Genomic DNA, 23887 nt, shown 5'->3' on the forward strand with positions numbered 1-23887 from the left:
TATATAAAAGTTTAACTCTTTGTTTAAATTTATACTTCTAGAAAACTTTTGTCTTTTCTCTTTGTAAAATATGCGGAAATTAATAATAAAGCAATACTAAATAAAATTAATAATACTAAATATCTCCATTGGCTTATTAAGCTAGAACCTGTTTGAATATTATATATAATATCCACTATCCATCTTGTAGGAAGAAATTTTGATATATCATTAATTATTTTAGGAAATATTGAAACTGGAATAAAACATCCTCCTACCATAACCAAAGCAAAAGTTACAACATTTGTCATCATTGAAGCTTCTTGAGTATTTCTTGTTATAGAAACAAAAACCGTTCCTATTGAAACTGCTATAAGACCCGCAATTATTAATATAAAACTAAGTGTAATTAAGCTCATTCCAAAATTTATATTACTAAAGTAAGATACTGCAATTACAGAAATAATAACTTGTATTGCTATACAAAAAATACTTGATAAAATATTAGCAGAATAATATTGCCATGGCTTTATATTTGAAACAAATATTCTTGAAAAAACTTTTTGGTCTCTATCTTCATTTACTCTGTTAGCTCCTGACATAGCTCTATAGAATATAAACATAACTAAAAATCCAATAAATATACTTGAAGCTTCATAATCTATTCCGCCACCTTTTAATGCTCCTCTTTCTACATTTAAATTATTACTCATATATTTTTTTACTAAATTAGAAAATTGAGTTTCATTATGGCTTACTTTTCCTAATTTAGCCATATTACTTACATCTAAAGATATAATTCCCTCAACAAGTTTATAGACATCATCTCCTTCTTTTCCTATAATATCTATTCCTTTTAAATTTCCTTTAGATAAATCTTTTTCAAAACCATTATCTATTACTACTGCTGATTGAATTGTATTACTTGCAAAATTTGAATTTAATTCAGATTTTTTCATAGGTATAACATCTATATTTTTATTATCCTTTATTTGGTTTACTAAATAATTTGAAACAACTGTATTATCATTATTTACAACACCAACCTTAAGCACAGCACTATTACCTAACATTAATTTTGAAATAACTACAATCGCAATTATAGGTAATACTATTGTAAAGATGAATTTACTTTTCTTTTTAAATATCATAAGATTTAAATTATGCTTAATTAACTTTAATATTACACTCATATTCTCGCCTCATCCTTTCTAGTTATTTGTAATAATATAACTAAGAATACTGCTATAGCTATTAAAAATCCTATCATTGTCTTTATAAGAAAACTATTTTCTCCATTATATATACTTAAAAATATACCTTGATTTATCCATCTTAAAGGTGATATATAAGTTATATAACCAAATACTCCCAAAGTATTTTTCCCATAAGGTATGCTAAGATAAGCTCCTCCAAGGAATGATAACATTGGAAAAATAACACCTTGAATTACTCCCATTATCTTGTCCATATCATCAAAAATATATATTACTATCATTCCTAATATAATTACCATAAATGCTAACAATTGAATTGCTATATAATATAAAAGTGATTGATTTCCCCAATTAGCATGTAGTATAAACTTAGTAAAAATAAATTCTGGAGCTGTTATTAAAAATGATAGTATACAATATCCTAATGTTGAACCTAAAAAATATTTTTTATTAGAAATCCCTGCAATTTTCATTCTTTCTCTAGTTTTATTTTTTTTATCCTCAAAGTAGCCTGATATAGGAAATAACATTATATAAAGACACATCATAGTTATTTCTGCTACTGAATAATAGTCAAATCCACTTGGTGCTTTTTCTTTTGGTAATACTTTTACATTTATATTTTCATTGGACTTTAAAATACTAGTTGCTTTTTCTGGAGAAATCTTAAAAATCTCTTTTCCTATTTCAATAGATTTATCTACACTTTTAAAAATAGCATCTAAATATGTGTAATATCTATTATCTGTTTTATTTACATATATTTTTATACTATCATTATTAAGTTCAATAAATATATCTTTATTAATATCAACATTTTTTAAACTTTGCTCTTTATTACTTGTCTCTTTAAAGTCAAATTTAATATCTCCTTTACCTGAATTATCTTTTACCGCATTAAAGTCTGCAATTATTTTAGCATTTGGATTATTTTTCATATAATAAACAGTTTTTTGTTCAAAAGAAATTGAATTCCCTGCATTAGATAAAAGACTTCCTAATATAAGAACTAAAAATATAGGAAACAAAGCTGAAAAAATTAAGTATTTAGGACTTCTAAAAACTCTTAAAATAACATTTTTAATTACTGCACTCATAGTCCTCCCCCTAATCTCTAAGTTTTCTTCCTGTTAATGCTAAGAATATTGTTTCTAGATTTATTTCTTTTTTTTCTATTCCTAAAATTTCTATATCTTCTTTACTTAGCTCCATTAATATTTCATTTAAGTTATTAATCTCTTTAGAAGATGTTATTTCTAATTTTCCATCAACTATTTCAACTGATCTAACTCCTTTAATACTCTTTAAATTATTTAAATTTAATTTATCAATATAATTTACTGATATAACTAATTTATTAGTATCACTTACTATATTTTTAAGCTCTTCTTTTGTCCCCTCTGCTATAACTTTTCCCTTATCAATAATAGCTATTTTATTACATATAAACTCTACTTCTTCCATATAGTGAGTTGTATATATTACTGTTACACCAGATTCATTTAGCTTTTTAACTGATTGTAATATGTGATTTCTTGATTGAGGATCTATTCCTACCGTAGGTTCATCCATAATAACAATCTTAGGTGAATGAATAAGTGCACAACCTATATTTAATCTTCTTTTCATTCCTCCTGAAAAAGTATTGGCTACCTTTTTCTTAACATCTTGTAATCCTATAAAATCTAAAACTCTATCTATACTTTCTTCTAATTCTCTTCCTTTCAAATTATAAAGTTGTCCAAAAAATTTCAAATTTTCATAAGCTGTAAGTTCACCATAAAGTGCTATTTCTTGTGGAACTAAACCTATAAGTTTATTTTGATTTTTCATAGATTTAGTTACATCTACACCTAAAATTTCTATTTTTCCATTAGTTGGCTTTAAAAGCCCACACATTATTCCTATAGTTGTACTTTTACCTGCTCCATTTGGTCCAAGTAATCCATATATTTCGCCTTCTTTTATATTTATATTGATATTATCCACTGAAATGAAATCACCAAATCTTTTTATTAGACCATCTATTTTTATTGCATCCATACTTTTCCCTCCATTTTAATTATTTAATTTAAGTATCATAGACATCTACTCTTTTATCTCTCTAATCTAAGTATATATAAATACCAATTGTTTTTAATCTGAATAAAGTAATAAAGCTTATATGACAAAAGTCATATAAGCTTATAATTTATTTAAATATTTAATTGCTATTTGTGTTCTATGTTCTAAATTTGTTTTCTGTAAAATAGATGTTATATAATTTTTTACTGTTCCTTCTGAAATAAATAATTTTTTACTAATTTCTTTATTGCTTAACCCATTAGTTATTTCTTTTATTATTTCTATTTCTCTTTGAGTAAATTTTGATAAATCTTCTCTTTCTTCTATAGATAATCCATATTTTATTTTTTCTAAAACTTCTTCTTGAATTACAGAGTTTCCTCTATAAACCATCTTTATTGTTTCTATAATCTGCTTTGGCTCAGTATTTTTTAAAATATATCCTTTAGCTCCGTACTTTAAGGCCTTTTCTATATACTCATCTTCATCAAAAGTAGTTAATACTATTGATTTAGTTTTTTCATTTCTTATTTCTTTTATTGTTTCAACTCCATTTAAATTTGGCATCCTTACATCTAAAACTGCAATATCAACATCATTTTCATTTATATATTTTAAGGCTTCTAATCCATCATTAAATGCTCCAATAATATTTATTTCTTTATCCGAACCTAAAATTATTTTTAAGCTTTCTCTTATTAAACTATCGTCATCTGCTATAACTAAATTAATTTTCATTTTTCACCCCTAAATTTTTAAACTTACTATTACTTCAAATCCAACTTCACTGTTTATTACTATAAGTCCTCCACTTCGCACGACTTCATCTTCTATCTTTTTTAACCCAAATCCTGCTTTAAAGTTTTTACATCCTATTCCATCATCTTTAAAGCTTATTCTTATTATCTTATTCAAAACTTGAATCTTTACATCTATATTTTTACATCTAGAATATTTTAAGCTATTTGTAGATAATTCAAGTACAATATTTTCAATAATAATCCAATTATTTGAGGATATATTTTTTATATCTCCTTCTACATTAAATATTAAGTTAATGTGGCTATTTAAAAGTTTATCTTTTAATATTTTTTTTATTCTACTTACACCAAGTTCCTCATTTTTAGGTGTAATCTTATGAATTATTTCTCTTATATCATTAATTCCAGTTCTTAAATTTGAAATAGATTCATCTATCATTTCAATCCCTTTTTCTTGATTAGAATTTAAAACTATTTTAGCTGCCTCTAAACTCATTAAAGATCCAGCTATAACATGCCCTATTTTGTCATGCATTTTTCTTCCTATTTCATTTCTTTCTTCTAATTTAGCCATCCTAACATTTTGATTGCTAAGCTCTATATAATCGTTAAGCTGTCTTAAATTTAAATAAAGCTTGTCTCTAAGAATATCATTTTCTTTTCTTTCTATCTTCAACTTTTCTTTTGTATATTTCAAGCTCCTAAGAATATATAAGGTATTTAAGATAGTTATTATATATATAATTTTATCTATACTCTCTATATTTATTGTTAGTACAATCATTACCATAATTATTGCACTTGAAGTTCCTCCAAATTTTATTTGAATTAATGCCTCTAATATTAATACAATAAGTAAAATAGCACACACTCTAAAACCACTAAATAAAAATATTATTCCCGAAATAAAATTTAAAGCATACATTAACATCTTAATATTAATATTTTTGGAAATCTCCTGTATCAAAGTAAATATACATACTGTTAATATATATAAAATTATATAAAATTCATCACCTTTTAAATTAACATTGAGCATTATTAATATTATACATGCAATAGCTCTCATTACTATATTTTCAACATCTATATCTAATTTTAAAAAATCCATTCAATATTCTCCCAATTTTTACTTATAATAAGTATATACATTATTATAATCTATTACAAATAATAAAAAATAGAAAAGTACATTATTATAATTATAAAATTATATCCAATAAATTTATATAAAAAATAAAGCCACTATGAAAGTATTTTATCTTCATAGTGGCTTTTCTTATTTTATACAATCTATTTCTTTAATAAAATTTTTTCTATAGCTGGAACACATCTTCCACAGCATGATCCTGCTCCTGTCATTTCTTCTATATCTTCAACTGTTTCTGCTCCATCAGCTATTGCAGCTTTTATTGTATCTTCATCTACTTGCATACATCCACATATCATTTTACTCATAATTTTTTCCTCCAATTAATATATATTTCTTTATTCAAATTGTACTATATTACTCAGAATTAATCAATAATAATTATTATTAAACTTTAATTATCTTTTCTTACTTTGTCTTTAATCCAATTATAAGCTTTATATAATTTAGGATGCATTTCTTTTTCTTCTACTTCATTTTTCATTTTTGCCATTAACATTATTGGCTTTAAAAGTTCTATAGTATCTTTATATCCCTCGTCGATTCTTAGTCTTTTGCATTCCATATCTAGATTTAAAGTTCCTTTTATCATATTTTCATTTAAATGCCTTGGAGCTAATTCTATTATATTTGCTTTTGGATATAAAGATTTATCTATAAAATTCTCTTTTGATAAATGAACTACTATTATAATATCGCATCCTTCTTCATAAACAGGTTGAATAGGAGTATTATCAACTACTCCTCCATCAATATATTTATTTCCTAATATTTCAGTACAACTATATATTCTTGGTAAAGTTGCAGATGCTACTACTATTTCTTTCGCTAATTCATCATCATAATTATTTAATTTAAAATACTTTGCAGTAAAATCTGGAAGCTCTGTACACGCAGCATAACAAATTCTTTTATTTTCTTTTACCTTGTCTACTCTTAGATATTTATCAATTATTTCTTTTGCTCCATCTTTTGGTGCAATTCCCTCTTCCATCATTTTTGCCATTCTTTTCTTTATAAGTTCTATGTGTCTTCCCCCAATTGCTAATTCAAATCCTTTTTTTAAAAGTTGTGCCTTACTTATTGGAGCTAATTTTTCCATAGTAACTTCATCCCATAAAGCTTCCGCAGCCTTCATATCATTTTGTGCAAAAAGAACCGCATTAAAAGCACCTATAGAAGTTCCTGAAAAAACTTCTATGTATTTGTCTAGTTCTAACTCTGTAAGTGCCTTCCATACTCCAAGCTCATAAGCACCTTTTCCTCCACCTCCAGATAAAACTAATCCTATCCTCATAATCCTTCCCCTCTTTTCAGTTTGATTTTGTATATTATACCATTTATTTTATAGTAATTTATATATTAAAATTTTCTTTTTTCAATTCTAATTATTTCTAATGCATTTTATACTAATTCATATATTAAAAAATAAGCCATTACAAATAATATTTATTTTGTAATGGCTTATTTTTATTTTTCATTTTCTAATTCTTCACTTAATGCTTTAACAATTTCAATATCTACATTCAACAATTCTGCTACTAAATCTAAAGGTAAACCCTTTTTTAGCATATTTCTAACAGGCAATCTTGAACTATCCATTTTTATTTTTCTATCCTCATTTTCATCTTTAGACATTCTATCTATGAATCCCATAAAAAACCTCCTAGTTTTTATTATTTATAATCTATATATTTTCCATAATTAAATCAAGTATTATAAATATAATTATTTTTCTCGTAACATTATTATAATCTAAATTTAACAAAACATATGATATAATTAATTATAATTCAAAAAAAACAAAAGAGGGATGATATGAGTAAATTTTTAGATTTTAGACGAGACCTTGGTAAAGAACTTTTAAAATATTCTTCTAAAAAAGTACATTTAAAAAAAGGTGAAATACTTTTCTTAGATGATTTTTTAGATGAAAAAATTGCTATATTAACAGATGGTATGGTTAACTATAATACTTCAATCCAAGCAGGAAGAGAACTATCCTTAGGTTGCTATAGTTCTAATGCAATATTGTTTTTAAGTAGTATGTTTGAAGAATGCTCTTTAGAAAAACAAGAAATATCATCATATAATATAAGTGCTTCTTTTGATTCAACTATAGAATTTGTATCTATAGATACTTTTAAAGATGTAATTTATAAAGATGAAAAACTTATGTACAAGCTTTATAAGTTTTATGGTCTATTCCACGAAAAAAACTTCTATCAATTAAGAGATTTACAAATATTCAAAACTGAAGATGCTATTTTATCTATACTTCTAAGGGCTTATAATACTTATGGAGTTAAAATAGATGATTATCATGTTATCAAAAAAAAGATATTTAACACTAATATTGCAAAATGTTTAGATATAACTGAAGAAACTGTCTCAAGAACAATTTCTAATTTAAGAAAAAAGAATATATTATCAAAAAAAGATGGTTTTATAATTATAAATGATTTAGATTATGTAAAAGAAAAGCTAGGCTGTAAATACTGTAATGAAAAACTTTGTTACTTATAATAAAAAAGACTGTTCTCTAAAGCAGAACAGTCTTTTTCGATTTGTAAAGGCTTTTACTTTTAAATTATATATAAACTCTACTATGTCACTATACAAAATTTAAATATTTTGTATTCACTGATCTATTAGCATTGTACCAATTAATTTTCGCTAATAAACCTATGTCATTTGGTACTATATAAATAATACCATTAATATAACAAAAAAACATTGATTTAGATCAATTTTTTTTGTTTTTTTGTTAATTAATATTAAAATTAAATAAATTATTTTTAATATTTTCTATTCTAGAGTATACAAACTCTTTAATAATTCGATTTCTTTTGCATATCCTTCAATATCATTTGGTGTTTCTAAGAAAAATGGTATTCCTTTTAATTTAGGATGATTTATTATTCTTTTTATCGCTTCTTCTCCTAAAAATCCTTCGCCAATTTTCTCATGTCTATCTTTGTGACTATTTATTGGATTTTTACTATCATTTAAATGAATAGCTTTTAATCTATCTAACCCAATCACTCTATCAAATTCTTCTAAAACTCCATCTAGATCATTTACTATGTCATAACCACCATCATGAATATGACAAGTATCTAAACATACTCCCATTTTATCTTTTAACTCTACTTTACTTATAATTTCAGCAATTTCTTCAAATGTTCTTCCAACTTCAGTTCCTTTTCCAGCCATTGTTTCAAGTAAAACTGTTGTAGTTTGTTCTGGTTTTAAAACTTGATTTAACATATCTACAATATAGTTAATTCCAACTTCAACTCCTTGCTTTACATGACTTCCAGGATGAAAATTATAAAGATTGTTTGGTAAATATTCCATTCTTTCTAAATCATCTTTCATAGTTTCGATTGCAAATTGTCTAGTACTTTCAGTTCCTGAGCAAGCATTTAAAGTATAAGGTGCATGAGCTAAAATTTGGCTAAAATTATTTTCTTTCATAATTTTTAAAAGCCCATCTATATCTTTTTGATTTATTTCTTTAGCTTTTCCTCCTCTTGGATTACGAGTGAAAAATTGAAAAGTATTTCCCCCAATGCTTAAAGCTTCTTTCCCCATATGTTCAAAACCTTTTGTAGTTGATAAATGACATCCTATATTTAACATTATAAACTCTCCTAACTAATATTAATTATTTAATAATAATATTCTAACATAGAATTTTTATTTAAACTATATTATTAAATTATCCAATTTAATTATTTTACTTTCTTAATTAATATTGAATATTACTAATTAATACTACATATTTATAAAATACAGTTATAGATTTAATTATACTATTTTTACTCTTGTAATTTTCGCTCAAATTAATTACATCTTTTTGAATTAATAGAATATTTTTGTTCATATTTTTATAAATAAAGAAAAACCTCCACGATAATTTCGTGGAAGTTTTTAATTTATATATCTTCTCCGTTAGTTTCTATAACATTTTTATACCAATAAAAACTATCTTTTTTGTATCTATTTAAGGTTCCACCTTCATTTTCATCTCTATCAACATAAACAAATCCATACCTTTTTTGATATCCATTTAACCAACTTAATAAATCAGTAAATGACCATGTGCAATATCCTAAAAGCTCTACTCCATCAGTTATTGCTTCCTTACATGCTTTAACATGTGCTTTTAAATAATCTATTCTATATTCATCATGTATTTTATTACTATCTTCAATTTTATCAAATGCACCTAATCCATTTTCAGTTATTAAAATAGGTAGATTATATTTGCTTGTTAATCTTCTTAAAGCTATTCTTAATCCTTCTGGATCAATAGTCCAATCCCAATCAGTTGTTTCTAAAAATGAATTTTTTATAGTTTTATATACTCCTGGTATTCCACTATCTTTTGATGAACCTTTTTTACCAGAATTATTAAAATTACCTTCTGTTATATTACTATCTAACGAATTTTCTTCAAATGTAGTAGTTTGATAATAATTTAATCCTATAAAATCTGGCTTACCTAATTTTAAAAGTTCAAAATCTCCTTTTTCTATTTTAGGAGTTAACTCTTTTCTCTCTAAGTATTTCCAAGTTAATTTAGGATATCTACCGTTACAATATACATCTAACCACCAACCTGAATTCATATCCTCTGCATTTTCACCTGCTAAAACATCTTCTGGATTTGGTGAATTATAATAACTTGGGCTATATGCAAAACTTGGACCTATCATACCATCTTTTATTATTTCTCTAAAAGAGCAAATTGCTTTTGCATTAGCTAAATTTGCTATATGATTTGCTTCATACATTCTTTTTAAATCTTTTACTCCTGGTGGATGCATTCCTATTCCATATCCAAAGTTTATAAATATATTTTGTTCATTTAAAGTTACCCAATACTTTACTCTACCTTTAAATTCCTTAAATAAAGTAATACAATAATTATTAAAATCTTCAATTATACTTCTAGATTCCCAACCACCATATTCATCCATTAAGGCTTGTGGCAAGTCCCAATGATATATTGTAACAATAGGTTCTATATTATTTTTTATTAATTCATCAATTAAATTGCTATAAAACTCTAATCCTTTTTTATTTATTTCTCCTTTTCCTTTTGGAAAAATTCTTGCCCAACTAATTGAAAATCTATAAGCTTTAAGTCCTAATTCTTTCATTAAAGCTACATCTTCTTTATATCTATTATAATGATCTACTGCAACATCACCATTTGTTCCTTTAAAAGTTGTTCCTTCAATTTTAGAATATATATCCCAAACTGATTTTCCTTTTCCATCTTTATCAAATGCACCTTCTACTTGATATGCTGCTGAAGCTGAGCCCCATAGAAAATTTTTATCAAAACTATCTAACTTATCATATTTCATAAACACATCCCCTTTCCTTGCCTTTATATTATCACAACATTTTTCTAAAAACCCTTCAAATAAAAATATAGTAACAAATATCTTTCTTTAGTTATTTGTTACTATAAAAAAACATAGTGTTTTATATTATTTTCCTATAATTTTAGATAATCTTTCTATTATATATATAGTTGGCAATTGAGATGTTACATCTCCATATTCTAAAAATTTACTATCCGGATATGTATATCCTTCTCTACTAATATAATAGTTAATTGTATAATCAGTTAACCTTGCTAAAGTACTGGTTCTTTTATTTGTTATAGAAATTGTTTCTACTCCAATACTTCTGAGCTTTTCAACTATTTCTATACTAGATATATTTTCCCCTGATACAGATATTATTATGGCCGCACTATTATTTAAAGCTTTAGCATTTAAATTATAATATGGATCATCTATACTTATTGTAAATTTATCAAAATGAGCCATATATTTTGCTCCATAAGAAGCTATCGATCCAGAATTCCCAAAACCAATAAAAAGAATTATATCCTTCCTTTTTATCTTTTGTGCTACTTCTTCTATATTTTTATTTATCATAGGTAGATTTTTAGAAAATTCATCTAAAATATCAACTTCCCCAAAAGACTTTTCTATTTTATCTAAATTATTATTATTTTTCAAAACAGTTTTAAATTCTGAAAATCCTTCAGCTCCGCATTTTTTGCAAAATCTTAAAATAGAAGTTGTAGATATATGAATTTCTTCAGATAATTCTCTTATTGTCATATATGGAACTTTTTCTTTGTTATTTAAAATGTATTTGTAAATCTCTACCTCTAAACTATTTAATTTATTTATATCTATATTTAAAATAATTTTTTCCTCCTATAAAATTTATAATATTTTCTATTTTTGTTGTTATTATTTTATCATATATTTTATAGCTTTTTATTATAGAAATTAGTTATTATTTAACATATTTTTTCTTAAAATCATTTTTATTAAATAGTTTTTTTTATTTTTCTAGGCTATAACTATAAAATATTCAATTCATACCTTTTTCATATTAAATATAATATATATCAAAATATAAATATCAAGTATTTAATAGTTATAATCTAATTTATATCTCAATACTATTCTTTAATCATTTATTATTTTCCTTTACTTTTATGTTTTTAATAAAATAAATGCAAATATTTATATATATATTCTTTTTTTATTTTAATTTTATATCATAATTATTTTTTTCAACAGTTTTTTTGTATTATTATTCCACCTTACTCTTTTGTATTTCATTTATTTTTTCTAAATTAATTTTTTATTAATTTTAAATATATTTTTTTTCTATTTTTTTAATTAACTTTGTATACAAGCTATTTTATATTTTACTAAAAATATCCTTTTAATGAATTTATAGAATTGATTATTTACTTTATGTACATTTTATTAACTTTATGAATATAATTCAATTCATTCTTTTTGTTTATGTCTATATTTTGTTAATGCTTTATCATATATAGTTTTATGATTTAAATCACACTCTTGTCTACAAATATTAATATCATTTAAATTTTAACTATATTTTTGTAACTTATTCTAGCACTATCTGTTAATTGTCTATTCTATTCTTTACATTTTAATCTTTTATATCCATTAAAAGGATTTTATTTTTTGTTAATAGTATATCCAATTTTTTGTTTATAAAAAAATATGATATAACATGTTGTGAGAAGAAAAATTTTATACACCAAAATTAACATTAAAAAAATTTTATTATGAGGTGAAAATTATGAAAAAAATAATTTTAGAACAATTAATTTCTTACATAGAAAAAAATCCAGAAAAAAATGTTGGAAAAATGATTAGTATAGCTAAGAAATTAGTAAGAAATCCTTACGACAGAGAAAATATTGAAAAGATGGAACATTTCTATAATGAAATTCCTTCAGTAAAAGAAATCTTAAAGAGAGTTGGAGAAGAAGCTGATCCTGAAATAGTTAAAACTTTCTTTAGAAACTTCGTTGTTAAAGGAATGTGGGAAGGCGGAGAAAAAAGAGATAATTTCTACGCTAAAACTGGAGGACGTGTACCTTTCGCACTTTTAATAAGTCCTTCTATGAAATGTAATTTAAGATGTGTAGGTTGTTATGCTAATGATTGGGATAAATGCAAACAATTAACTTTCGAAGAAGTAGATAGCATAGTTTCACAGGCTAGAGATCTTGGAATACATTTTATGTTCGTTCTTGGTGGAGAACCTTACTTCGTTGATTTCATGTGGAAAATCTACGAAAAATATCCTGATGTAGAATTCTTAACATTCTCAAATGGTACATTATTTAATGATGAATTTGCTGATAGAATATTAAAACTTAAAAACGTTCTTCCAATGTTCTCACTTGAAGGATATAAAGAAGATACTGATGCTAGACGTGGAGATGGCGTTTTTGATAAAGTTATGGAAGGAATGGACAAGCTTAAAGCTAGAAAAATACCATTTGGTATTTCATCAGCTACAGGTGCACCTAACATAGATACTGTTATATCAGAAGAATTTATTGAAATGGCAATTAACAAAGGAGCATTCATTGGATGGTACTTCATGTTTATGCCAATAGGTTCAAAACCAGATACTTCACTTATGTTAAATCCAGAACAAAGATTAAGACTTGGAGCAAGAACTAGTGAAATAAGACATACTAAACCTTACTTAACAGTAGACTTCTTCAATGATTCACCATATGTTGGTGGTTGTATAGCAGGAACTTACTACTGTCACATTACTGCATCTGGTGATGTAGAACCATGTGTATTCGCTCACTTTACAGTTGATAATATAAGAGAAAAATCTCTTGAAGAAATATTCTCAGGAAACTTCTTTAAGACATTATTAAAATATCAACCATATAACAAAAACCTTTTAAAACCTTGTATGATGATTGATAATCCAAACATGGTTAGAAAAATAGTTAAAGAAGTTGGAGCTAGACCAACTGATGAGAGTGCTAGAGCAATGCTTGAAGATGAAAAATTCCAAAAAGAATTAGAAGATTTAGCAAGAAACTTTACTCCACATGCTCGTAAAGCTTGGGAAGAACTTTATCCTGAAATGCAAGGAAATGTTAAATCAAGAATTGAAATAATGGATGAAGCATTAGAAAAAGCAAATCGTAAAAAATAATTTTTATATGCCAATTACCTAAAAGTTATATATACATTAAAAGAGAGTGACTGAAATTATAAGTTACTCTCTTTTTTGATGTATTATTTTTATTTCTTCTCTTTGCCAAGTATTATCAAAAGGTCTTGCATAAAATAAAGTATTTTTTCTTCTTCTACACAACTCTTTATACTTTTTTATAATATCTTCACTACTAATTTTATTTGTATAACAAAATTCTAAATAACTATCATGACTTTCAACAAAAGATATACTAATATCTTCATTTAAAGCTTCGCTTTCAGTTAATACATTTACATATTTAGAGTATTCTTCTAAAATTTCTTTTGGACTAAATATAACTTCAGCATAATTAAATAAATCTCTTCTTTTAAGTTTATTTAAAACTCTAATCCAAAAGTCACTTCCTTCAGATGGTAATTTTATATGCTTTGCTGCATCAAATCTAAATCCATCTACTCCGCAATCTATCAAATCATTTAAAAACTTTATAATTATATCTTGTAATTGATAATTATCTAATCTTAAACATGGAAGTCCTATACATAAATCTATTACTTCTCTTCTATCTTCATAATTAATAATATTTCTATTATCTTTAAAAAAATCTGGATTGCTCTTTATATCATTGTCTACTTTTTCGCTTGGAATAAGCTCTCCATTATCTTTTCCTGCCACATGGTTTAATACTACATCTACTATTATCTTTATATTATTTTCTTTTGATTCATTACATAATTTAATTAACTCTTCCCTACTTCCATATTGATTTCCTATAGAAAAATTTATAGGTTGATAAAGTAAATACCAAGGTATTTGTCCTTCTTCTTTTAATGGCTGTATAGGACTTATTTGAATTGCATCAAATCCTTGATCTTTAACTTTATCTATATTTATATCCTTTAAGTAATAATTGAATAAATGTAATATTCTAATATCTTTCTCCTCCTATAAAATACAAATTATATTTATATAGGATTATTGCCAAATTCGTATATAAAAATACAAAATACTAAACATTTTATTTTTTTATGCAAATCATTTGTATATTTATAAATTCTTAATATAATCGTGCTATAAAATTAATATAATAATGCTATAAATAATTGAACATAATTTATTTGGCTAATATTTATCCCAAAATCCTTAATAATAATGTTTCAAATAAAAGTGTATAAAATGACAAAAAATAAATAAAATATGTTTTACAAAGGAGAAAATTATAATGGAAAACAACGAAAAAAAATTAGGCTTTTTCGGTCTTGTATTTCTTATAATAGGAGCAATGATTGGTGGAGGAGTTTTTAGCTTGCCATCTCAACTTGCTGAAGGTGCAGGACCATTTGCTATTATGATTGGATGGTTAATTACAGGTATAGGTGTATTTGGATTGGCTTTTGTTTACCAAATGCTTTCTAGTAAAAAACCTGACTTGACTGGAGGAATTTTTAGTTACGCTAGTGAAGGTTTTGGAAAATATATTGGATTTAATTCGGCATGGATATATTGGCTTAGTTCTATATTTGGAGATGTAGCTTATGCTACTTTAATATTTGGATCTTTATCTTATTTTTTCAATATTTTCAATCCAAATGGAAACAATTGGCCTTCTATTATAGGTGGATCATTAATAATATGGGTTGTAAACTTTCTTGTTTTAAAAGGAGTTAAAGAAGCTGTTTTAGTTAATGCAATAGTTACTATTTCAAAAATACTTCCTATAATCTTATTTATTATAGTTTGTATAGTATTTTTTAATTTCAAAAACTTTACTTTTGAGTTTTGGGGAAATCCTCATTTAGGTGGTATTTTCACTCAAGTTAAAAGTACAATGATTGCTGCATTATGGTCTTTTGTTGGTATTGAAGGAGCTGTTGTAGTTTCTGGAAGAGCAAAAAGCCAAAAAGATGTTGGTAAAGCTACTATTGTTGGTTTAAGTAGTGCAATTGCTATATATATCTTAATAACTATACTGGCTTTAGGTGTTATGAAAAGACCTGAACTTGCAAGCTTACATAATCCATCATTAGCTTATATATTACAAGCAGCCATTGGAAAATGGGGTGCAATAATAATTAATATTGGACTTATTATAGCTTTAACAGGGGCATTACTTGGATGGACTGTTATAACAGCAGAGCTTCCTTATGTTGCTGCTAAAAGCGGTGTTATGCCTAAAATATTAGCTAAGGAAAATAAATTTGAATCTCCTAGTATTTCTTTATGGCTTACAACTATAGTAACTCAAATATTATTATTATTTTCACATTTTTCTAATAGTGGATATCAAGTTTTATATACAATAGCTTCTACAGCTATATTAATTCCATATTTCTTAAGTGCTTTGTATTCTTTAAAGTTAACTTTTACTGAAGGTAAAAATAACTTTAAATTAAAAGATTGTATAATTTCAATTATTGCTGTTATATATACAGTTTGGATTTTATACGCTGCTGGAGTTAAATATATACTACTAAATTGTATATTATTTGCTATTGGTCTTATATTCTTTATATGGGCTAAAAAAGAAAGAAAAGAAAAACTATTTGATGCTTGGTATGAAGTTATAATTGCAATAATAATTGTTATTCTAGGAATTTTAGCAATTTATTTATTAGCAACTGGTAAAGTATCTGCATTTTAATAAAAAGGAGCTATTTCTCATGATTTATTAATCAGGGAAATAGCTCCTTTTTATTCTACTAATATTATATTTATATAATGTCTAAAAAATTTTCACAAAAAAATTGTTAAATATTTATACTCACTAATTATGTAAAAACAATTTTTCGCCTATTACTTAAATTTATTTTCATGATCTAATAGCCATTTTTTCTTATCTATTCCATGTGCGTATCCAACTAAAGATTTATTGCTACCTAAAACTCTATGGCAAGGTATTATTATACAAATTTTATTTTTATTATTTGCATTTCCTACAGCCCTACAAGCTCTCTCATTTCCAATTTTTAAAGCTATGTCTTTATATGAAACAGTTTCCCCATAAGGTATCTCTGTCAATGCTCTCCAAACTTTCTTTTGAAATTCTGTTCCATCAAGTATGTAATCTATACTAAAATTTTTTCTTTTTCCTAAAAAGTATTCTTCTAACTCTTTTATAACCTTTTTTAAAATTTCTGGTTTTTCATCAGTTTCTTTAGATTTCCCATCCTGTTTAGTTTCTTCAATAATTTCAATTGATACTAAATGAGTTTTAGTTGTTTCTATTTGTATTAGTCCTATTGGAGAATTATAAAATCCAAAATAAATCTCTTCCATATAGTCCTCCTAATTTATTTATTATATTAATATTATAATATTATTTTTTAATTTTATTTTGCTTTTTCATTTAAAATAAGTGTCTATTTTAAATAGATATGAATATTATAACTTATAATCTTTTTGCGCTGCATTCAACTTCACAGTACAAACTGATCAGGCCAATAAATTTTTATTTATGGGAGCCGGGCCTTAATTTAGGCAACAGGATATTATATACCTGTGGGACAGTAACTTGTTCTATGGGTATTTTTTATTTGTTTAAAATAATAATTTAAAATTATTTATTGCAGTGCCATAAAGCTATCATAAAAAAAATTCTTATAAGTTTAAGAATACAATGGAGGTAACTTTTATGACAAGTACAAAAGAGCTTGTTGGCTTAACTAATGAAAAAGCAACAGAATTGCAAAATAAGTATGGGAAAAATATACTTATTCCAAAAAAGAAAGAAAACTTCTTAAATAAAATTATAGATGTTTTAAAGGAACCTATGTTTTTACTTTTGTTATTAGCTTCAACTATTTATTTTATCTTAGGTGAACCAAGAGATGGAATAATAATGATTGTATTTATAGTTGCTATAATTAGCATTGATGTATTTCAAGAATGGAAAACGGACAAAACTTTAAATGCACTTAAAACTTTATCTTCTCCTCATATTCAAGTAATTAGAAATGGAATTGAAACTACTATTAATAGTGAAGATTTAGTTCCAGGTGATTTAATGATTATATCTGAGGGAATAAAAATTCCAGCTGATGGATTCCTCTTAAAAATTAATGACCTTTGTGTTGATGAATCATCATTAACAGGTGAATCTGAAGGAGTTTGGAAAACCCTAAGTGATAACAGTAATGACTATTTAAAAAAAAATTATTGTTATGCTGGTACTTTAGTAACTCAAGGAATTGGCATAGTAAAAGTAGAAAAAATAGGTACTGAAACTGAATATGGTAAAATTGGAGTTAATATTGTTGAAGCTCCAGATTCTCCTACTCCACTTCAAAAACAAACTAATAAACTAATTAAAGTTTGTGCTTATATAGCTCTAATTTTATTTATTTTAGTTTGTATCGCAACTTATATAAATCTTTCTAATCTTCCTTTAACAGATAGAATTATAGAAAGTATTTTATCTGGAATAACTTTGGCTATGGCTATGATACCAGAAGAATTTCCTGTTATTTTAACAGTATTCTTATCAATGGGAGCTTGGCGTTTAGCTAAAAAGAATTCTTTAGTTAGAAAACTTAATTCTATTGAAACTTTAGGAGCAGTTTCTGTTTTATGTGTAGATAAAACTGGAACTATTACTATGAATAAAATGACTGTAACAGATATATGGTCTCTAGATAATAATAAAAATAATCTTTTAACTATTATGGGTATGGCTTGTGAAACAAATCCATATGATTCTATGGAAAAAGCTATGCTTAATTATTGCGAAAAAAACAATATTAATAAAGATAAGCTTTTTAATGGAACATTAATAAAAGAATATTCTTTTACTAATGAAAGAAAAATGATGGGACATGTATGGTTTAAAAATGGGAAAATAACTATTGCCTCAAAAGGTTCAGCTGAAAAAATATTATCTATTTGCAATTTAAAACCAGCTGAACTTAATTTAATTAAAGAAAAAATATTCTCTATGTCCTCAAAAGGTTTAAGAGTAATAGCTGTTGGAGAAATGATTTTAGATTCCATAGATGATATACCTAATGAATTAGAAGATTGCTCTTTAAAATTTTTAGGACTTATAGGACTTCAGGACCCTCCTCGCCCTTCTATAAAAAAAGATATAAAAAAATGTATAGATGCAGGAATTAAAGTAGTTATGATAACAGGAGATAATGGAATTACTGCAAGTGCTATTGCTAATCAAATTGGACTTCCTAATAATAATTCAATAGTAACTGGTGATATGATTGATAAAATGAGTGATGAAGAACTTAGAGAAAAAGTTAAATATACAAATATATTTTCAAGAGTTATTCCATCTCATAAAATGAGAATAGTAAAAGCATTTAAAGAAAATGGAGATGTAGTTTCAATGACAGGAGATGGTGTTAATGATGCTCCAGCTTTAAAATATGCAGATATAGGAATTGCAATGGGTAAAAGGGGTTCTGAAGTTTCTAAAGAAGCTGCTGATTTAATTCTTTTAGATGATAACTTCTCAACTATTGTCCAAACTATAAAAGATGGTAGAAGAATTTATGATAATATACGAAAATCAATAGGTTATATATTTACTATTCATATTCCAATTGCTTTTGCTTCTCTTTTAGCACCACTTTTAGGTATTAGCTCTAACTCCTTATTGCTCCTTCCTGTTCATGTAGTATTATTAGAACTTATTATAGACCCAACTTGTTCTATTGTGTTAGAAAGACAGCCAGCTGAAAAAGATATATTAAAACGTAAGCCTCGTAATCCTAAAGAAAATATACTTTCCTCTACACTTATATTTAAGAGTATTATACAAGGCTTAATTCTTTTTATAGCTTCTTTTAGCACTTACTATATATATTTACAAAATAATATTAACTCTATCGAAGTAGCACGTTCAATGGGATTATCAATAATAATTATATCTAATTTACTTTTAGTTCAAGTAAATAGCTCAAGCAAAGACTATATTTATAAATCAATAAAAAAATTCAAAAATGATAAAGTTATGTGGTCTATTACTTTTGGAACTATAATAGGATTATTTATAATTTTATATACTCCTTTATCAAAAATTTTAAATTTATCAGCTTTAAGTTTGTCAAATCTACTTTTAGTTATAGCAATATCTGCTGTTTCTATATTGTGGTATGAAATAGTTAAATTTATTAAAAATAGAAAACATTAAAATAGACATGCTTATGCATGTCTATTTGTTTATATCATAAATATATAAAATTTCATTATAAGCTCCATTTATACCTTCTTGATTATAAATTAACAAATTTCCATTATCAATATAACCGTAATAATTCATAGATGCATTTATTTTTGAAATAATATTTATTTTATCTCCTTCTAATTTTCCTATAATACTGTTACCACCATTTATATTTCTAATTAATATATTTTTATTATCAAGAAAATCTAATTCAAATCCATTATTTATTTTTCTATTGTCTTTTAATACTACCTCTTCTTTTTCTTCTTTAATATTAAAAGCTGTCAAACTATCACTACTTATTAAATATATATAATCATCAATAAATGTACAATTTATTATATTCTTATTTGATTTATAAATATTATTTTCTATTAATTTATCTCCTTTTATTTCAATTTTAGAAATATTCCCACTTTCAAATACAAGATATATAAAATTATCTTTTTTTATTGATTCTTTAATATAATCTATTTTTTTATTTAATTCATTCGCAAAAGAAGCTTCTAACTCTTTATAATCACTTAAATAGTATTTATTTTTATCTAAATCTGCCACTATGAATTTTTCCCATTTTCCAAAGGAATCTATTAATTGTATAATTATTAAATTTTCTTTTGAATTTTTTATTTTAATAGCATTTTTTAAACTATTAAGCTCCTCTTTATTTTTACTAACTTCTTTCATTATTTTATCTAAAGTTTTTGAAAATACCCTTTCACTATATGTAATATCTTTTATCTTATTCTCGTCTAAATTCTCATTTTGAAATGATTCTAAAGAATAATTAATATCTTTAGACTCTAAAAAATTTAGTGTTTTATCTTTATTAACCTTAACCTTCATTTCTTTTACATTTAAATTATCTATTTTTTCTAATTCTGTTTCTGTTTTATATTTTAGAAGTTCATTATTTTCTATTTTATGATTTCCTGAAACAGTAAATACTTCACCATATAATTTATCATCTATCTTCGTACTAATCCCTAAAATTTCATCTTTATAATAAATTACATTTTCTTTTAACTTCATATTTTTATTTAATTCAAAAACATATTTTGTTGCATATAAATTTTCATTTTCATAACCAATATTATTTAAATAAGGCATATTAGTTATATTATATTCAGCAACTAAAACATTATTTTTTTTATATGGACTTTCTAAATTAACAAAAAATCTTGTTTCATCGTAAGCACGAACAACAAAAATACTAGAAATATATATAATTCCAGCTATAAAATATTTTTTCATAAAATTCCCCAAATTACCCTTTTTTATATTATAACATGTAATTTTAAATTTGAAGTATTTGTTAAAACGAAACCAAAGTAAACATTTTCAAGAGTGATGTTGTATAATTAAATTATAAATATATCTATATAAATTAACTAAAGATATAACTTTCAAATTTGCAATTATAAAAAATAATTGAGTGAAATTATTATTATTAAATCTATTCACTTAAGTTATTTAAATATTATATTGATTTTTCCCTAAATAACCTACTTATAAATTTAGTTCTATAATTAGCTTCTTATTAACACCGTTTTTAAGTTATGCTATTTATAAAACAATATTAAAAATTTAAGTCTAAAAAAATGATATCTAAAATTATTTTAGATATCATTTTTTTATTTAAAAACTACTTATATAAATAAAATATTCTTTTTATTAACTACAAGATTATAAAACAATATAAATATAAAAAAGTTAAACTTAAGTTATTATATTTTATATTTAATTACTTAAGTTTAACTTTTATTTCAACTTATATTATTGAATTGATTAATCTAACTTATAGAAATTAATGCATATTAACACGAAATCTACTAATATCCATATTAATAAAATAAACATTAGTAATGCACATACATTAGTCCATATTCCAGTTTCATTTCCAATAATTAAATAAGATATACTATATGATACACCTGCCATTGTAATTCCAGAATAATATTTCTTTAAATATACTTTATGAATTCCTGTCCATCCTAATAAAATTGTTAAAATTAAAGCTATAGACTTATATTTTTTAGGTTTTTTCAATGGTTTTATCTCATAAAACTTATTATTAATTATTAATATAAAATCAACTATCATCCATACTATTAAAGTAGTACTCCCTAAAGTAGTTATTAAATTGCTTAAAGCTCCTGTAAAATTTCCTAGTATAAATGTAGTTACTCCTACTATATACATTATCATTCCAGAAATCGACCTTCCTGAAACAAATCTATGAAGTCCAAACTCACCACCAAAAAAAAGAGTACTAAGTTTAACACAAGATTTTCTTTCAATCCTTTCTCCACAACATAAACAATGATCTAAGGCTTCATTCTTAATTTCACTTCCACATTTATTACACTTCATATATTTTCTCCTTTAGTCGCTATGATTTTACATTTTACCAATTTTTTGTTAGTATTATATTAATGTAAAGCGAAATTTTTATAAATATATAATAATAATTATTATCATACTTTTAACTAACATATAAAGGCATTAGAAGTTAAATTTCTAATGCCTTTTCATATAAGTTTCTATAGTTTATTATATTTATTTTATCTATAATTTATATTTTCTAAATCAGGAACATGATCCATTTTTATATCTTTACCATCTAAAGTGAACTTAACCCCTTTAATCCATTCTCCTTTATGACTCTTTTGTAGAAAGTTTTCTATAAGTATTTTTTGTGTTACTTCTCCACCTGTTGAACCTTGCATATAATCAGTCCATTTATCTATTCCATTTGTTAAATTAACTTTTGCTATGCCATCTTTTACCCCTTCAACTTTTAATTTTAACTCAGGAAAAATAACTCTTTGAACTTCTGAGGCTATTTTATCTAAATTTTCTTTTATTGTTAAATCATTAGTTTTAAAAGCTGCTATTTGATCTAACTTATAATCATTACTATCAACATTATATATTCTAAAAGTTGAAGTTCCTTTTATTTTTGTAGAACTATTAATTGATGTTGTATCTTCTACTTTATTCTCTCCTTCTCCTTTTTTATCTTCTTTATTTATATCTTCATCTTTATTCTTATCAGCCTCTGCTTCTTCTTTAGACTCTTAATTTTTTTCAATTTGTGTTTTACCACTAGAAACAGATTCTTGACTTTTTGACCCACAAGCTACCATTGTTGCAATTGATGCTACAATAAGTAATGCTAATACCTTTTTTTTCATAAAAACTCCCCTTAATTATTATATTAGACAGTTTTATATAAAAACTGCCTTAATTTTATCATTGCTTAAATTTTACCAATATATCTATATATTTTCAATATTTATAAAATCATTAAATTAATATTACATAATATACACTTTTAATATTCTAAATAAAATTTCTAAAAATGAATCATCATAACAAAGTTTATAAACAATTTTATAGCATAGAATACAAGTATTATTCCGCAAACTTTATTTATAATATTAAGCGCTTTATATGTAAATTTATCTTTTATAATATTAATTAATGTAGTCATTCCAAAAAACCAAACACAAGATGCTATATTTACTCCTAAAATAAATGTATATGAATCTACCTGTGATAAAGTTGCTTTAAATGCACCAAGCATCATTGTTCCATCTATTATTGCTTGAGGATTAAACCATGTAACAATAAAAGCTGTTGTTATAATTTTTAATATTGGAATATCTACATTCTGCTTTTCTTTTGACGTTGTTTGTCTAAACAATCCTATACCTATATAAGCAACTATTATACTTCCAACTAAAAGTACTATCATTTCTAAAATCTTTGATTTTTCCATTAACACTCCAATACCAAAGAAACAGGCTAATGAAAGACTTACATCAAATATTAAAACAATTAATACTGTTAACCATACCCTTCTTCTCTTTTGAGTTAGAGCTGTATCTATAAGAAATAGATTTTCCATACCTATAGGTGCTATATAAGCAAATCCCATTAAAAATCCTTCTAAAAAAACTCCCATTTATTTTTCCTCCTATGTAAC

Annotated in this window: 21 protein-coding genes and 1 riboswitch; of the genes, 4 read left to right on the forward strand and 17 right to left on the reverse strand. The window is 24.6% G+C overall.

Features of this window, described 5'->3' with window-relative positions; translation table 11 throughout:
* Positions 1–29 precede the first annotated feature (29 nt).
* The 8 genes from HMPREF1092_RS09460 to HMPREF1092_RS09495 form a co-directional block, all read right to left on the reverse strand.
* Positions 30–1172, reverse strand: coding sequence for an ABC transporter permease (locus HMPREF1092_RS09460; protein ID WP_002598441.1), 1143 nt, complete (start codon positions 1170–1172; stop codon positions 30–32).
* Positions 1169–2293 (reverse strand): ABC transporter permease, encoded by a 1125-nt coding sequence (locus tag HMPREF1092_RS09465; protein ID WP_002598442.1) that lies wholly within the window; start codon positions 2291–2293, stop codon positions 1169–1171. Before HMPREF1092_RS09465 ends, HMPREF1092_RS09460 begins: the two co-directional genes overlap by 4 nt.
* A gap of 10 nt (positions 2294–2303) precedes the next feature.
* Complete coding sequence (locus tag HMPREF1092_RS09470) at positions 2304–3239, reverse strand: ABC transporter ATP-binding protein (protein ID WP_002598443.1); 936 nt, start codon at positions 3237–3239, stop codon at positions 2304–2306.
* A 141-nt stretch (positions 3240–3380) separates the two neighbouring features.
* Positions 3381–3998: a response regulator transcription factor gene (locus HMPREF1092_RS09475; RefSeq protein ID WP_002598444.1), complete on the reverse strand. Its 618-nt coding sequence runs from the start codon at positions 3996–3998 to the stop codon at positions 3381–3383.
* Between the two features lie 9 nt (positions 3999–4007).
* Positions 4008–5132 (reverse strand): sensor histidine kinase, encoded by a 1125-nt coding sequence (locus HMPREF1092_RS09480; protein ID WP_002598445.1) that lies wholly within the window; start codon positions 5130–5132, stop codon positions 4008–4010.
* Between the two features lie 182 nt (positions 5133–5314).
* Positions 5315–5479 (reverse strand): (2Fe-2S)-binding protein, encoded by a 165-nt coding sequence (locus HMPREF1092_RS09485; protein WP_002598446.1) that lies wholly within the window; start codon positions 5477–5479, stop codon positions 5315–5317.
* An 86-nt stretch (positions 5480–5565) separates the two neighbouring features.
* On the reverse strand, positions 5566–6468 hold the full coding sequence (locus HMPREF1092_RS09490; RefSeq protein WP_002598447.1) for a patatin-like phospholipase family protein: 903 nt from the start codon (positions 6466–6468) through the stop codon (positions 5566–5568).
* A gap of 173 nt (positions 6469–6641) precedes the next feature.
* A complete protein-coding gene (locus HMPREF1092_RS09495) occupies positions 6642–6827 on the reverse strand; it encodes a hypothetical protein (RefSeq protein ID WP_002598448.1) in 186 nt (61 codons plus the stop codon).
* A gap of 162 nt (positions 6828–6989) precedes the next feature.
* On the opposite strand from HMPREF1092_RS09495, the gene HMPREF1092_RS09500 reads away from it, so the two are divergent.
* Positions 6990–7697 carry a Crp/Fnr family transcriptional regulator gene (locus HMPREF1092_RS09500; RefSeq protein WP_002598449.1) on the forward strand — a complete coding sequence of 236 codons (708 nt, stop codon included), beginning with the start codon at positions 6990–6992 and terminating at the stop codon, positions 7695–7697.
* A 282-nt stretch (positions 7698–7979) separates the two neighbouring features.
* Here HMPREF1092_RS09500 and HMPREF1092_RS09505 read toward each other — a convergent pair whose 3' ends face one another.
* The 3 genes from HMPREF1092_RS09505 to HMPREF1092_RS09515 all read right to left on the reverse strand — a co-directional run bounded on the left by HMPREF1092_RS09505 (position 7980) and on the right by HMPREF1092_RS09515 (position 11413).
* Positions 7980–8816, reverse strand: coding sequence for a deoxyribonuclease IV (locus HMPREF1092_RS09505; RefSeq protein ID WP_002598450.1), 837 nt, complete (start codon positions 8814–8816; stop codon positions 7980–7982).
* 296 nt (positions 8817–9112) lie between these two features.
* Positions 9113–10552: a glycoside hydrolase family 1 protein gene (locus tag HMPREF1092_RS09510; RefSeq protein ID WP_002598451.1), complete on the reverse strand. Its 1440-nt coding sequence runs from the start codon at positions 10550–10552 to the stop codon at positions 9113–9115.
* 126 nt (positions 10553–10678) lie between these two features.
* A complete protein-coding gene (locus HMPREF1092_RS09515) occupies positions 10679–11413 on the reverse strand; it encodes a MurR/RpiR family transcriptional regulator (protein WP_341349171.1) in 735 nt (244 codons plus the stop codon).
* A 916-nt stretch (positions 11414–12329) separates the two neighbouring features.
* Between HMPREF1092_RS09515 and HMPREF1092_RS09520 the strand changes: the two genes are divergently transcribed.
* A complete protein-coding gene (locus HMPREF1092_RS09520; RefSeq protein WP_002598453.1) occupies positions 12330–13721 on the forward strand; it encodes a radical SAM protein in 1392 nt (463 codons plus the stop codon).
* Positions 13722–13784: 63 nt separating this feature from the next.
* Here HMPREF1092_RS09520 and HMPREF1092_RS16515 read toward each other — a convergent pair whose 3' ends face one another.
* Positions 13785–14657: an alpha-amylase family glycosyl hydrolase gene (locus HMPREF1092_RS16515; RefSeq protein ID WP_081606309.1), complete on the reverse strand. Its 873-nt coding sequence runs from the start codon at positions 14655–14657 to the stop codon at positions 13785–13787.
* 289 nt (positions 14658–14946) lie between these two features.
* Between HMPREF1092_RS16515 and HMPREF1092_RS09530 the strand changes: the two genes are divergently transcribed.
* The gene (locus HMPREF1092_RS09530) at positions 14947–16365 is read left to right on the forward strand and encodes a basic amino acid/polyamine antiporter (protein WP_002598455.1); all 1419 of its coding nucleotides are present in this window, start codon (positions 14947–14949) and stop codon (positions 16363–16365) included.
* Positions 16366–16517: 152 nt separating this feature from the next.
* Here the strand turns inward: HMPREF1092_RS09530 and HMPREF1092_RS09535 are convergent, their stop codons facing one another.
* On the reverse strand, positions 16518–17000 hold the full coding sequence (locus HMPREF1092_RS09535) for a methylated-DNA--[protein]-cysteine S-methyltransferase (RefSeq protein WP_002598456.1): 483 nt from the start codon (positions 16998–17000) through the stop codon (positions 16518–16520).
* 142 nt (positions 17001–17142) lie between these two features.
* A riboswitch (NiCo riboswitch) is annotated at positions 17143–17233 on the forward strand.
* Between the two features lie 122 nt (positions 17234–17355).
* Here HMPREF1092_RS09535 and HMPREF1092_RS09540 point away from each other — a divergent pair.
* Positions 17356–19863, forward strand: a complete 2508-nt coding sequence (locus tag HMPREF1092_RS09540) for a cation-translocating P-type ATPase (protein ID WP_002598457.1) — start codon at positions 17356–17358, stop codon at positions 19861–19863.
* 21 nt (positions 19864–19884) lie between these two features.
* Here HMPREF1092_RS09540 and HMPREF1092_RS09545 read toward each other — a convergent pair whose 3' ends face one another.
* The 4 genes from HMPREF1092_RS09545 to HMPREF1092_RS09555 all read right to left on the reverse strand — a co-directional run bounded on the left by HMPREF1092_RS09545 (position 19885) and on the right by HMPREF1092_RS09555 (position 23866).
* Positions 19885–21150, reverse strand: coding sequence for a hypothetical protein (locus HMPREF1092_RS09545; RefSeq protein ID WP_002598458.1), 1266 nt, complete (start codon positions 21148–21150; stop codon positions 19885–19887).
* A gap of 534 nt (positions 21151–21684) precedes the next feature.
* The gene (locus HMPREF1092_RS09550; RefSeq protein WP_002598459.1) at positions 21685–22269 is read right to left on the reverse strand and encodes an NINE protein; all 585 of its coding nucleotides are present in this window, start codon (positions 22267–22269) and stop codon (positions 21685–21687) included.
* Positions 22270–22460: 191 nt separating this feature from the next.
* On the reverse strand, positions 22461–22625 hold the full coding sequence (locus HMPREF1092_RS17200) for a hypothetical protein (protein WP_002598460.1): 165 nt from the start codon (positions 22623–22625) through the stop codon (positions 22461–22463).
* 629 nt (positions 22626–23254) lie between these two features.
* Complete coding sequence (locus HMPREF1092_RS09555; protein ID WP_002598462.1) at positions 23255–23866, reverse strand: LysE/ArgO family amino acid transporter; 612 nt, start codon at positions 23864–23866, stop codon at positions 23255–23257.
* Positions 23867–23887: the final 21 nt, after the last annotated feature.

The sequence above is a fragment of the Clostridium thermobutyricum genome, from assembly GCF_000371465.1.
Classification (GTDB): Bacteria; Bacillota; Clostridia; order Clostridiales; family Clostridiaceae; genus Clostridium; species Clostridium thermobutyricum.